The organism is Pinisolibacter aquiterrae, assembly GCF_019160155.1.
Taxonomy (GTDB): Bacteria; Pseudomonadota; Alphaproteobacteria; order Rhizobiales; family Ancalomicrobiaceae; genus Pinisolibacter; species Pinisolibacter aquiterrae.
On record NZ_JAFNIH010000006.1, the window covers coordinates 85,716 to 98,273 of the forward strand.

The 12,558-nt window shown below is 69.7% G+C and carries 14 protein-coding genes; 10 read left to right on the top strand and 4 right to left on the bottom strand.

The window, feature by feature from the left end; genetic code table 11:
- Positions 1-75 precede the first annotated feature (75 nt).
- A complete protein-coding gene (gene secA, locus J3S89_RS01820) occupies positions 76-2,826 on the bottom strand; it encodes a preprotein translocase subunit SecA (RefSeq protein ID WP_217925767.1) in 2,751 nt (916 codons plus the stop codon).
- 465 nt (positions 2,827-3,291) lie between these two features.
- Between secA and J3S89_RS01825 the strand changes: the two genes are divergently transcribed.
- Entirely contained in the window at positions 3,292-4,173 is an 882-nt protein-coding gene (locus J3S89_RS01825) for a peptidylprolyl isomerase (protein ID WP_217925768.1), read from the top strand.
- 83 nt (positions 4,174-4,256) lie between these two features.
- Here the strand turns inward: J3S89_RS01825 and J3S89_RS23320 are convergent, their stop codons facing one another.
- The gene (locus J3S89_RS23320) at positions 4,257-4,907 is read right to left on the bottom strand and encodes a TetR/AcrR family transcriptional regulator (RefSeq protein WP_217925769.1); all 651 of its coding nucleotides are present in this window, start codon (positions 4,905-4,907) and stop codon (positions 4,257-4,259) included.
- Between the two features lie 136 nt (positions 4,908-5,043).
- Between J3S89_RS23320 and J3S89_RS01835 the strand changes: the two genes are divergently transcribed.
- The 4 genes from J3S89_RS01835 to J3S89_RS01850 are packed head-to-tail and all read left to right on the top strand — an operon-like array spanning position 5,044 to position 7,258.
- Entirely contained in the window at positions 5,044-5,304 is a 261-nt protein-coding gene (locus J3S89_RS01835) for a putative antibiotic biosynthesis monooxygenase (RefSeq protein ID WP_217925770.1), read from the top strand.
- 60 nt (positions 5,305-5,364) lie between these two features.
- A complete protein-coding gene (argJ, locus tag J3S89_RS01840; protein ID WP_217925771.1) occupies positions 5,365-6,606 on the top strand; it encodes a bifunctional glutamate N-acetyltransferase/amino-acid acetyltransferase ArgJ in 1,242 nt (413 codons plus the stop codon).
- Between the two features lie 8 nt (positions 6,607-6,614).
- Positions 6,615-7,019 (top strand): 8-oxo-dGTP diphosphatase MutT, encoded by a 405-nt coding sequence (mutT, locus tag J3S89_RS01845; protein WP_217925772.1) that lies wholly within the window; start codon positions 6,615-6,617, stop codon positions 7,017-7,019.
- Positions 7,020-7,039: 20 nt separating this feature from the next.
- Positions 7,040-7,258 (top strand): Flp family type IVb pilin, encoded by a 219-nt coding sequence (locus J3S89_RS01850; RefSeq protein ID WP_217925773.1) that lies wholly within the window; start codon positions 7,040-7,042, stop codon positions 7,256-7,258.
- A gap of 6 nt (positions 7,259-7,264) precedes the next feature.
- On the opposite strand, the gene J3S89_RS01855 is transcribed toward J3S89_RS01850, so the two are convergent.
- The gene (locus J3S89_RS01855) at positions 7,265-8,182 is read right to left on the bottom strand and encodes a class I SAM-dependent methyltransferase (protein ID WP_217925774.1); all 918 of its coding nucleotides are present in this window, start codon (positions 8,180-8,182) and stop codon (positions 7,265-7,267) included.
- Positions 8,183-8,284: 102 nt separating this feature from the next.
- Between J3S89_RS01855 and J3S89_RS01860 the strand changes: the two genes are divergently transcribed.
- Genes J3S89_RS01860 through queG form a run of 5 tightly spaced genes read left to right on the top strand, consistent with a single transcriptional unit; the run spans position 8,285 to position 11,946 of the window.
- Positions 8,285-9,133, top strand: coding sequence for a ComF family protein (locus tag J3S89_RS01860; RefSeq protein ID WP_230488876.1), 849 nt, complete (start codon positions 8,285-8,287; stop codon positions 9,131-9,133).
- 43 nt (positions 9,134-9,176) lie between these two features.
- Positions 9,177-9,440: a glutaredoxin 3 gene (grxC, locus tag J3S89_RS01865; protein WP_217925775.1), complete on the top strand. Its 264-nt coding sequence runs from the start codon at positions 9,177-9,179 to the stop codon at positions 9,438-9,440.
- A gap of 24 nt (positions 9,441-9,464) precedes the next feature.
- Entirely contained in the window at positions 9,465-10,313 is an 849-nt protein-coding gene (locus J3S89_RS01870; protein WP_217925776.1) for a carbon-nitrogen hydrolase family protein, read from the top strand.
- Positions 10,310-10,759: a DUF1178 family protein gene (locus J3S89_RS01875; RefSeq protein ID WP_217925777.1), complete on the top strand. Its 450-nt coding sequence runs from the start codon at positions 10,310-10,312 to the stop codon at positions 10,757-10,759. Before J3S89_RS01870 ends, J3S89_RS01875 begins: the two co-directional genes overlap by 4 nt.
- Positions 10,759-11,946: a tRNA epoxyqueuosine(34) reductase QueG gene (gene queG / locus J3S89_RS01880; RefSeq protein WP_217925778.1), complete on the top strand. Its 1,188-nt coding sequence runs from the start codon at positions 10,759-10,761 to the stop codon at positions 11,944-11,946. Before J3S89_RS01875 ends, queG begins: the two co-directional genes overlap by 1 nt.
- On the opposite strand, the gene J3S89_RS01885 is transcribed toward queG, so the two are convergent.
- On the bottom strand, positions 11,932-12,549 hold the full coding sequence (locus tag J3S89_RS01885) for a 2-hydroxychromene-2-carboxylate isomerase (RefSeq protein ID WP_217925779.1): 618 nt from the start codon (positions 12,547-12,549) through the stop codon (positions 11,932-11,934). The two genes, queG and J3S89_RS01885, sit on opposite strands and share 15 nt — an antisense overlap.
- Positions 12,550-12,558 lie beyond the last annotated feature (9 nt).

Sequence of the window (12,558 nt, forward strand, 5' to 3'; positions counted from 1 at the left end):
TCGTCGTCTTGCGAAAAGGCCGCTCTTTCGTCGGAAAGAGCGGCCCGTTTCGGCGCCTGCGATGGTGCGGCGTCCTCAGACGAAGGCGCCGTGGCAGTGCTTGTACTTCTTGCCCGAGCCGCAGGGGCAGGGCGCGTTGCGGGCGACCTGACCCCAGGTGGTGGGATCGTTCGGGTCGACGGCGCGGCCGAGGGGGGCGTCGCCGGTGATCTGATCGCGGCCCGAGGAGGCGTCGAGGTGATGGGTCTCGAGGGCGGAGACCGCCTGTTCCTCGGGCGGCACCAGCTCGACCCGCATCATCTGCGAGGTGACGGCGCGGCGCAGGCCGGTCAGCAGCGCCTCGAAGAGGGTGAAGGCCTCGGTCTTGTACTCGTTCAGCGGGTCGCGCTGGGCGTAGCCGCGGAAGCCGATCACCTGACGGAGATGGTCGAGGGTGACGAGATGCTCGCGCCAGAGATGATCGAGGGTCTGGAGCAGGACCGCCTTCTCGACATAGGTCATGGTCTCCGGGCCGAAGCGGTCGGCCTTGTCGGCCATGATGGCGTCGGCGGCGGCGGTGACGCGGTGGATCACCTCCTCCTCGGCGATGCCCTCCTCCTTGGCCCAGTCGGTGACGGCCAGTTCGATGCCGAGGACGTCGGCGATCTCGGTGTGGAGGCCCTCGACGTCCCACTGCTCGGGATAGGCGTTCTCGGGGATGTGCTTCTTGACGAGGTCGTGGATGACGTCGTGGCGCATCGCCTGGACGGTCTCGCCGACGTCCTCGCCGGTCATCAGGTCGACGCGCTGCTCGAACACCACCTTGCGCTGGTCGTTCATGACGTTGTCGAACTTGAGGATGTTCTTGCGGATGTCGAAGTTGCGGGCCTCGACCTTCTGCTGCGCCTTCTCGAGCGCCTTGTTGATCCAGGGATGGACGATCGCCTCGTCCTCCTTGAGGCCGAGTTTCTGCAGCATGCCGTCCATGCGGTCGGTGCCGAAGATGCGCATCAGGTCGTCCTGCAGCGACAGGAAGAACTTGGAGTGGCCCGGGTCGCCCTGGCGGCCGGAGCGGCCACGCAGCTGGTTGTCGATGCGGCGGCTCTCGTGGCGTTCGGTGCCGAGCACGTAGAGGCCGCCGGCGGCGAGCGCCTTGGCCTTCAACTCCGCGACCGAGGCCCGGATGCCCTGGGCGAGGGCGGCGCGATCGGGGCTGTCGAGATCGTCGCCGAGTTCGTAGCGGATGCGCATGTCGGCGTTGCCGCCGAGCTGAATGTCGGTGCCGCGACCGGCCATGTTGGTGGCGATGGTGATGGCGCTGGGCAGACCGGCCTGGGAGACGATCACCGCTTCCTGCTCGTGATAACGGGCGTTCAGAACGGTGAAGACCTTGGCGCCGTCGGCCCCCTTGTAGAGGGTGGCGAGCGCCGACGGGTCGGTCAGGTCGATCTGGTGATAGCCTTCCTTCTTCAACTCGTCGGCGAGGTGCTCGGACTTCTCGATCGAGGTGGTGCCGACCAGGATCGGCTGGCCGCGTTCGTGGCAGTCGCGGATCAGACGGATGATGGCGCGGATCTTCTCGGCCTCGGTGCGATAGACCTCGTCGTCCTCGTCGAGGCGGGAGATCGGCATGTTGGTCGGGATCTCGAGCACCTCGAGGCCGTAGATGTCGAGGAACTCGTCGGCCTCGGTCAGCGCCGTGCCGGTCATGCCGGCCAGCTTCTCGTACATGCGGAAATAGTTCTGGAAGGTGATCGAGGCGAGAGTCTGGTTCTCCGGCTGGATCTGGACCTTCTCCTTGGCCTCGAGCGCCTGATGGAGACCTTCCGAATAGCGACGACCGGGCATCATGCGGCCGGTGAACTCGTCGATGATGATCACTTCGCCGTTCTTGACGATGTAGTCCTTGTCGCGCTGGAACAGGGTGTGGGCCCGGAGCGCCTGATTGACGTGATGGACGACCGTCACGTTCTCGATGTCGTAGAGGTTGTCGCCCTTCAACATGCCGGCGGCGCGCAGCGCCTGTTCCATCTTCTCCATGCCGACTTCGGTGAAGGAAGTGGTGCGCTGCTTCTCGTCGATCTCGTAGTCGATCTTGTTCTGCATCGCCGGGATGAAGCGGTCGATGGTGTTGTAGAGGTCCGAGCGATCATCGAGCGGGCCGGAGATGATCAGCGGCGTGCGCGCCTCGTCGATCAGGATGCTGTCCACTTCGTCGACGATGGCGTAGGCATGGCCGCGCTGCACCATCTGGTCGAAGTCGTACTTCATGTTGTCGCGCAGATAATCGAAGCCCAACTCGTTGTTGGTGCCGTAGGTCACGTCGCAGGCGTAGGCGGCCTTGCGTTCCTCGTCGGAGAGGCCGTGGACGATGACGCCGGTGGTGAGGCCGAGGAAGCCGTAGATCTGGGCCATCCACTCGGCGTCGCGCTTGGCGAGGTAGTCGTTGACGGTGACGACGTGGACGCCCTTGCCCGGAAGCGCGTTCAGATAGACCGCGAGGGTGGCGACGAGGGTCTTGCCTTCGCCGGTCTTCATCTCGGAGATCTTGCCCTCGTGGAGGACCATGCCGCCGATCATCTGGACGTCGTAGTGACGCTGGCCGATGACGCGTTTGGCCGCCTCGCGGACGGTGGCGAAGGCGGGCACGAGGAGATCGTCGAGATCGGTGCCGTTCGCCAGCTGCTCGCGGAATTGGCGGGTGCGGTCGCGCAGGGCCTCGTCGGAAAGGGCCGCGACCTCCGGCTCGAGAGCGGCGATCGCGTCGACGCGTGGGCGGTAGGCCTTGATCTTGCGATCGTTGGCGGTGCCGAAGAGCTTCTTGGCGAGAGTTCCGAGGCCGATCATGGAGGCCCTTCCTCGAGGTCGTGGCTGGCTATGGCCGGACGTCGCGGGCGCGACGTTCGAAAGGCGGAGACTTCCCTAGCGGGAGGCGTATGACGAGCCGCGGGCCGTTCGCGCGGACGGCCCGATCCTCCCGATCAACCCGCCGATTGCGACGATGCGATGACGCGGGCCGCGCGGGGAGGGGGCGAGAGGGTCGAGCGGGCGACCCGAACCGCGCCCGCGCCTTTCGGGCGCGCGCGGTTCGCTTGAGATAAGAGGGGGTCCGGCGGTTGTCAACGGCGAGCGGGCGCGTCAATCTTCCGGCGAATCGCCGGCCGTCGAGCCGTGACGCGGGGGAGGCGTCATACGTTCGCCACATCCGCCGCACCATCTCGATCGCCACGCTCGCCGGGTCGTTCCGGCGACGGCCGTTGGAAGTCCCGTCCTCGCGGCCTTTCGCCGCCCTCACTCAGGAACCCGTCACCCATGAACGGACACCGCAGCCACCGCACCCTCGCGCTCGCCCTTTTCGCCGGTCTCGCCCTCACCGGGGCGGCGCGTGCGGAGGACACGGTCTACGCCCGGATCGACGGCCAGCCGATCACCCAGACCGACGTGGCCGCGATGACCGCGACGCTCGGTCCGCAGCTCGCCCAGCTGCCGGAGTCGGCGCGTCTGAAGGCGGTGGTCGACCGGATCGTCGACATGCGTGTGATCGCCGCCGCCGCCGCCAAGGACGGCATCGAGCAGAGCCCGAGCTACAAGGCCCGCATGGAGCAGATCCGTACCCAGCTGCTCGTCTCCGAATTCGTCAAGACCCAGGTCGAGGCGGCGGTGACGCCGGAGATGGTCAAGGCGCGTTACGACAAGGACGCCGCCGGCTACGAGCCGCCGGAGGAGATGCACGCCCGTCACATCCTGGTGAAGACCGAGGACGAGGCCAAGGCGATCCTCGCCGATCTCGCCAAGGGCGGCGACTTCGCCAAGATCGCCGAGGAGAAGTCGCAGGATCCGGGCTCGGCCAAGAACGGCGGCGACCTCGGCTTCTTCGCGGCCGGCGACATGGTGCCGGAGTTCGAGAAGGCGGCGGAAGCGCTGAAGCCGGGCGAATTCACCAAGGTGCCGGTGAAGACTCAATTCGGCTGGCACGTCATCAAGCTCGAGGAGAAGCGCAAGCAGCCGATCCCGAGCCTCGACCAGGTCAAGGATCAGGTCCGTCAGGCGGTGGTCGGCGAGCTCTTCACCCAGAAGCTCGAGGCGCTGAAGAAGGCCGCCAAGATCGAGGTCGACGAGGCCGCGATCGCCGCCGCGCAGAAGCCGGCCGCCCCGGCGACCCCGGCTCCGGCCGCGCCCGCCCCGGCGAAGTGATCGACGCGCGACGGTTCGCCGTCGCGCTCGCCCGGTTCCCCGCCGTCTCGGCCCGGTTCCCATGCGGGAGCCGGGCCGTTTCGTCATGTGGGGGCGCGTCGCGGCGCGTCGCGCGGGTCGAGGAGGCTCGCGACCAGGACGGGGATGTCGGCCTCGTCGAGGCGCCCGGTGAGCAGGCGGAACCAGTTCAGCGCCGCGACATATTCGCGGAGCGCGGCGGCGCGGGCGGGGGTCTCGATCTCGCCACGGGCGACGGCGCGGTCGAAGATCGGGGTCAGCGGGAAATCCGGATCGCCGAGCGGCGCGGCCATCGCCGCCTTGGCGGCGTCGTCGCTCTGGGCCTCGGTGATGATCGCGGCATAGGCGGGACCGGCCGGCCCCTCGCGCCAGAAGCGCCAGAGGTCGCGCAAAAGGATGGTCAGATCCTCGGCGAGGCTGCCGGTGTCGGGGCGCGACAGCGCGTCGACCTTGCGGCGGTCGTAGACCTCGAGCATCAGCGCGGTGCGGGTCGGCCACCAGCGATAGATCGTCGGCTTGCCGGCGCCGGCGCGGCGGGCGACCGCCTCGAAGGTGAGGCCGGCCGGGCCCTTCTCGGTCAGCAGGGCCTCGGCCGCGTCGAGAATGGCGCGGTGGGCGGCGCCGCTGCGATGGGGGCCGGCGGAGCGGCGATGCGGCGCGGAGGTCTCCGTGTCGGGGGCGCGATCGGTCCCGGAATCGGTCACTGCGTCGGTCATGGTCGCTCTCCTCGGCGCGCGTCGTTCGGCGTGACCCTAGCATCCCTCTTGACGAAACGAAACGGATCGTACAGTTTATTGAAACGAAACGGACCGTTTCTATTCCTCTCGTCCTCGCGCTCGAAAGGGTGTCGCCATGCGTTCCTCGCCCGCCTCCGTCTTTCGCCTCTCCTCGCGTCTGCGTTTCGCGCTCTGCGTGATGGTCGGCGCCTATCCGCTGATCACGCTGCTCCTGGCGGCGACGGCGCCGGTCACCGGCGATTGGCCGCTGGCGCTCAGGACCCTGGTGATCGTCCCGATCATGGTCTCGGGGATGGTCTTCGCGATCATTCCGCTGGTCCAGCGCTGGGCCGGACGATGGATCGCGGCCGGGGCGGCGCGCGTCGAGAACGCTTGACGGGGGGCGCGGGACGGATAAACCGAGCGACGACCGTTCCTCACCCAGGATGACCGATCCATGTCGCACGCCGTCTCGCCGCTCGCGCCCAAGACCCAGCCGCTCCTTCCGGCGATCGCGGGTGTCCGCTTCGCCACCGCCGAGGCCGGGATCAAGTACAAGAACCGCACCGACGTGCTGCTCGCAGTCTTCGACGAGGGCACGACGGTGGCCGGCGTCTTCACCACCTCCAAATGCCCGTCGGCGCCGGTCGACTGGTGCCGGGCGCATCTCGCGGGCGGTTCGGCGCGGGCGCTGGTGGTCAATTCCGGCAATGCCAACGCCTTCACCGGCAAGAAGGGCATCGAGACGGTCCGCGTCACCGCCGACATCGCGGCGGCGGCGGTCGGCTGCGCGCCCTCGGCGGTGTTCCTCGCCTCGACCGGGGTGATCGGCGAACCGCTCGATCCGCAGAAGTTCCAGGGCGTGCTCGAGGAAACCGCGGCCCGGGTCGCGGCCGAGCCCTATCTCGACGCGGCGAAGGCGATCATGACCACCGACACCTTCCCCAAGGTGGCGACGCGGACGATCACGCTCGACGGCGTCTCGGTCGCGATCAACGGCATCGCCAAGGGCGCCGGCATGATCGCGCCGGACATGGCGACGATGCTCTCCTTCCTCTTCACCGATCTGCCGATCGCCCCGACGGTGCTCCAGGGCCTCGTCTCGCGCGGCGTCGTCGACAGCTACAACGCGCTGACCATCGACGGCGACACGTCGACCTCCGACACCGTGCTCGCCTTCGCCACCGGCCGGGCCGCCGATCGTGGTCTGGCGCCGATCACCTCGGACGGGGATCCGCGTCTCGGCGCGGTCGCCGAAGCGCTCGACGCGGTGATGCTCGACCTCGCGCGTCTGGTGGCACGCGACGGCGAGGGTGCCCGCAAATTCGTCTCGGTCACGGTGGAGGGCGCGGTCTCCAAGGTGTCGGCGCGGCGGATCGCGCTTTCGATCGCCAATTCGCCCTTGGTGAAGACGGCCATCGCCGGCGAGGACGCCAATTGGGGTCGCGTCGTGATGGCGGTCGGCAAGGCGGGCGAGCCGGCCGATCGCGATCGTCTGGCGATCTGGTTCGGCGACGTCCGGGTGGCGGTCGAGGGCGAGCGCGATCCGGCCTATTCGGAGGCGGCGGCGTCGGCGCACATGAAGAACGACGAGATCGCGATCCGGGTGGAGATCGGCCTCGGCGAGGGGCGCGACACGGTCTACACCTGCGACCTCACCAAGGAGTACGTCGCGATCAACGGCGACTATCGGAGCTGAGCGGGGTCATGAAGCCGATCGTCCTGGTCGCCGCGGTGGCGTTGATCGACGCCGACGGGCGCATCCTCCTGGCCCAGCGTCCGGAAGGCAAGTCCATGGCCGGCCTCTGGGAATTTCCCGGAGGCAAGGTCGAGGCGGGGGAGCGGCCGGAAGAAACGCTGATCCGCGAACTCGACGAAGAACTGGGAATCGAAGTGAAGGAAGCCTGTCTGGCCCCCCTGACCTTCGCCAGCCACAGTTATGAAAATTTTCATTTGCTGATGCCACTATGGGTCTGTCGACGGTGGATCGGGACCGTGGTGGGGCGCGAGGGGCAGGCACTCAAATGGGTGCGGCCACGCAGTCTGCGCGACTTTCCGATGCCGCCCGCCGACGAGCCGCTGATTCCTCACCTGATCGATCTGATGGGGTGAGACAACCGAAGTCGGAGCCGATGCCGGATCGCAAAGACCTGCTCTCGACATGCGCCCGATGGTGGCGGGGAGACGTTCTGCGTGACGAACGCGGCGCGACGGCGATCGAATATGCCCTGATCGCCGGTCTGATCTTCCTGGCGATCGTGGTCTCGGTCGGCTCGACCGGCACCGGCCTCAGCGCGCGCTGGGTCGGCATGGCCGACACCGCCTCGAACCACCTCAAAACCACCGACTGAGGCTTCTCACTCGACGTCTCGTTCCGGCGCTTCACCGCTCTCGTCCGCACGGCCGAGGGCGTATTCGTGCGTCTTCAGGGCGTCGGCGAGGCGCACCTGCGCGCTGCCGGGCGCGAGCGGCTTCTGCTGGTCGGGGTGGGGGGCCCAGCCCGAGGCGGAGACGATCTCGAAGGTGGCGCGCAGGCGCCCGTCCGCGTCGGCGTGGCGCTCGGCGTAGATCTCGGCGGCGCGCAGGAAGAGCGCGCGCGAGGCGGGCCGGCGCGAGCGTTCGCGCAAGGGGTTGGTCGCGCCCATCGCCCGGAGATCGGCGACGAGGTCGAACATCGAGCCGTAGCGCACGGTGACGCGGTCGGTGTCGGTGACCGGCAGGGCGAAACCGGCGCGCTGCAACAGGCCGCCGAGATCGCGCACGTCGAGGAAGGGGACGACGCGCGGCGAGACGCCGCCGTGGATCTCCAGTTCGGCCGCCATCAGCGCGTCGCGCAATTCATGGAGCGTCTGACCGCCGAGCAGGCTCGCCAGGAAGAGGCCGTCGGGGGCGAGCGCGCGGCGGATCTGCACCAGGGCGCCGGGCAGATCGTCGACGAAATGGAGCGCGAGCAGCGACACCACCAGATCGAGGCTCTCGGGCGCGAAGGGCAGCACCTCCTCGTCGACGACCAGATCGACCGCCTCGTCGTCGGGACCGGCGCGGAGCACCGTGTCGACCTTGCCGGAGCGCGACAGCGCGGCCGCGCCGGGGCCGGCGAAGGGACCGAGGTCGACCGCGCGGCCGAAACGGCGCAGCACCGTGGCGAGGCGATCGTCGAGATCCTCGACGACCCGGGCGAGCAGGAAGTCGGCGCCGTCGCGGGGACGCGCGCGGGCGCGGCGTCGCCGGGCGGCGAGAAGGGCGCGGTCGAAGAGGCGGGGCGGCATGGTCATGGCTCGACCCTTCGCACGATCCGCGAGACCCGTCCAGGGCACATGGACGGCCTCGCGCGACGGCGCGCGCGGGCGTATCCTGACGCCACGAGAGGCGAGGTCATGACGCGGGGCCCGGACGAGACGGCGATGGACGAGGCGGGGACGGAGGCGGCGGCCGGGGCGCGCGCGAGCGGCGCGGCGCGGCGGATCCTCGACGGGCTCTTCGCCGGCGCGCGGCGGCTCGGTGGCGGGGCGCTCGATCTCCTGTTGCCGCCGGTCTGCTCGGCCTGCCGGCGGCCGGTGGCGGCGGCGCATGCGCTCTGCGCGGCGTGCTGGTCGCGGCTCCAGCCGATCGAGCGGCCCTATTGCGAGCGGCTCGGCATTCCCTTCGGCTACGACATCGGCGAGGGCGCGCTCTCGGCCGAGGCGATCGCCGATCCGCCGGTGTTCGACCGGGCGCGGGCGGCGGTTCTGTTCGAGGGGCCGGCGCGCGATCTGGTCCATGCGCTCAAATATCACGACCGCACCGAGACGGTGCGGCTGATCGGCCGGATGACGGCGCGGGCGGGCGCGGAGATCCTCGCCGACGCCGACGTGCTGGTGCCCCTGCCGCTGCATCGTCATCGGCTGTGGCGGCGGAAGTTCAATCAGGCGGCGCTGATCGCGCTCGAGGTGGGGCGGGCGAGCGGGGTGGCGGTCGACGCGGACGCGTTGCGTCGCATTCGCGCGACGCGGCCGCAGGTCGGGCTCGGCGAGAGCGAGCGCATCGCCAACGTGCGCGGCGCCTTTCGGGTGCCGGCTTCGCATCAGGCGGCGATCGCCGGGCGGCGGGTGGTGCTCGTCGACGACGTCCTGACGACCGGGGCGACGGCGAGCGCGGCGACCCGGGCGCTCAAGCGGGCGGGGGCGGCGCGGGTCGATGTTCTGACCTTCGCGCGGGTTGCTCCGGGTGGGGCGGTAGCTATATGAACGGGGCACGATCGCAATTGCGAAACGAAGCGGGAGACCCCCGATGACGACACCCCACGTCCTGATCTACACCCGTGACGGCTGCGGCTATTGCACCGCCGCGAAGGCGTTGCTGCGCGCCAAGGGCGTCGCCTTCGAGGAGAAGAACGCCTCGAAGGATCCGGCCTTTCGCGGCGAGATGATCCAGGCCTCCGGCCGGATGACCTTCCCGCAGATCTTCGTCGGCGCGACCCATGTCGGCGGCTGCGACGATCTCCATGATCTCGACGATCGCGGCGGGCTCGATCCGCTGCTCGCCGGAGCCTGAGACCCCACGCCGATCGGAGAGACCATGACCGCCTTTCGCGCCGCTCTCGTACAGATGACCTCGTCCCGATCGGTTCCCGGCAACATCGCCGCGATGGATGCCCTCGTGCGCGAGGCGGTGGCGGGCGGCGCGGTCTATGTCCAGACGCCGGAGACCACCGGCATCATGGACGAGGATCCGGCGCGGCTCTTCGACACACTGACCTTCCAGGACGCCGATCCGACACTGGCGCATGCCCGCGCGCTGGCGAAGGAGCTCGGCATCCATCTCCACGTCGGCTCGTTGGCGGTGAAGGTCGGCGACGGGTCGAAGGCCGCCAACCGCGCCTTCCTGATCGCGCCGACCGGCGAGATCGCGGCGACCTACGACAAGATCCATCTCTTCGACGTGCAGCTCGGCGAGGGGCAGGTCTATCGCGAGAGCGCGCGCTACGTCGCCGGCGACCGGGCGGTGGTGGTCGATCTGCCGTGGGGGCGGATGGGCATCGCGATCTGCTACGATCTGCGCTTCCCCCATCTCTTCCGCGTCCAGACCCGCGACGGCGGTGCCACGATGCTGACGGTTCCCGCCGCCTTCACCCGGCCGACCGGCGAGGCGCATTGGCACACGCTGCTCCGGGCGCGGGCGATCGAGAACGGCGCCTGGGTGCTGGCGGCGGCGCAGGCCGGCCGCCACGAGAACGGGCGCGAGACCTATGGTCATTCGCTGATCATCGATCCCTGGGGCCACGTCGTGGCCGAAGCCGGGATCGAGCCGGGCGTGATCTTCGCCGACATCGATCCGGAGCTGGCGCTGGTGATGCGCGGGCGGGTGCCGGCGCTGTCGCACGACCGGCCGTTCACTCTCTCGCCGTCGGACGAGGTCCCGTCATGATCCACTACACGCTGGTGTGCGATCAGGAACACGTGTTCGAGGGGTGGTTCCGCTCCTCGGAGGATTTCGACACGCAGGTGGCCGGAGGGCTGGTCGCCTGTCCGGTGTGCGGGTCGGTGGCGATCTCGCGGGGGCTGATGGCGCCGAACGTCCAGTCGGGCCGCGCCCGCGACGAGCGCGAGGAGGCCTCCAAGCGGCAGGCCGTGATGATGCCCGACCGGGCGCAGAAGATGATGCTCGACGCGCTGCGCGAGATCCGCAAGAAGGTGACCGAGAACGCCACCTATGTCGGCGAGCGTTTCGCCGAGGAAGCCCGCAAGATGCACTACGGCGAGATCGAGCATCAGGGCATCTACGGCGAGGCGACCGCCGAGGAGGCGACGTCGCTGGCCGAGGAAGGCATCGAGTTCCAGCCGTTGCCGATCGTTCCGGAAGACCGCAACTGATGAACGAGGCGGATCGCGCCGCCGCGATTCGCGCCTCGCTGCGCCGCCTGATCGACACGGAGGCGGAGCGGCTCGGCTTTTCCGCCGTCGGTGTCGCCGACCCGGCCGGGATCGAGGCCGCCGGGCGGGATCTCGCGCGCTTCCTCGAGGCCGGGCATCACGGGTCGATGACCTGGATGGCGGAGACCGCCGCGCGGCGCGCCGATCCGCGCGTGCTGTGGCCCGAGGTGCGCTCGATCGCCGTGTTCGCCTTCGACTACGGACCGGAGCAGAACCCGCTCGCGGCGACGCGCGATCCCTCGCGCGGCGAGATCTCGGCCTATGCCCGCCACCGCGACTATCACGAGGTGATCAAGGGGCGGCTGAAGGAGATCGCCGCCAAGCTCGCGGCCGAGGCGAAGCGGGCGGGCGTCGCCTGCGATCTCAAGGTCTTCGTCGACACCGCCCCGGTGATGGAGAAGCCGCTGGCCGAGGCCGCCGGGATCGCCTGGGTGGCGAAGTCGACGCTGGCGATCTCGCGGGCGATCGGGGGGTGGTTCTTCCTCGGCTCGATCTTCACCACGCTCGATCTCGCCGCCGACGCGCCGGAGACCTCGCATTGCGGCTCGTGCCGGCGCTGCCTCGACGTCTGTCCGACGGCGGCCTTTCCGGCCGCTTACGAGATCGACGCGCGGCGTTGCCTCTCCTACCTCACGATCGAGCACGCCGGGCCGATCCCGGCGGAGTTCCGGGTCGCCATGGGCGACCGGATCTACGGCTGTGACGACTGTCTGGCGGTGTGTCCGTGGAACCGCTTCGCCACGGCCGCCCGCGAGGCGAAGTTGGTGGCGCGGCCGGAGCTGGTGCGGCCGCGCCTCGCCGATCTCGTCGAGCTCGACGACGCAGGCTTTCGCGGGCTCTTCGCGGGCTCGCCGGTGAAGCGGATCGGGCGCGATCGCTTCCTGCGCAACGTTCTGATCGCGATCGGCAATTCCGGCGATCGCGGGCTCGTCCGGGCGGTCGTGCGGCGGCTCGACGACGCGGGCACGGTGGTGCGGGGAGCGGCGGTCTGGGCGCTGTCGCGGTTGGCGCCGGAGCGGGTGGCGGGCGAGGCGGCGGCGCGGCTCGCCGGGGAGGGCGAGGCTTCGGTCGCGGCGGAATGGCGGGCGGCGCTCGAACCGTCGCGGGCGGGGTCAGGCGCCGAGTGAAGGGTTCGGCGGGGCGAGGGTCCAGGTGATCGCCTGTTCGAGGCGGTCGTCGCCCCAGAAGAGTTCGCCGTCGGGGGTGAGGAAGCTCGGCGCGCCGAAGAGGTCGCGGGCGCGCGCCGCGTCGGTCCGGGCGGCGAGGGCGGCCTTGACCTCGGGGGTGGCGATCTCGGCGAGGAGGGCGTCGGCGTCGAGGCCGAGATCGGCGAGGATCCCGGCGAGGACGGCGCGATCGGCGATGTCTCGTCCGCGCGAGAACTCCGCCTCGTAGACCGCGCGGGTGAAGGGCGCGACCCAGCCGCGCGCCTCGCCCACCAGCGCGAGACGGGCGGCGGCGAGCCCGTCGGCGGGGAAGGTCTCGGGCCAGGTCAGCGTCAGGCCGCGTGCCCGGGCGATGCGGTCCATGTCGCGGCGCATGTGGCGGCCCTTGGCCGGGTAGAGATTGAAGGGGGAGGAGCTCCAGCCCTGGTCGCGGAAGATCGGGCCGAGGAGGAACGGACGCCACACCACCTCGATCCCGGCGGCGGCGGCGAGATCCTCGATCCGCATCGCCGAGAGCCAGGAATAGTTCGAGGCGAATTCATACCAGAACTCGAGCTTCGGCACGTCGGGCTC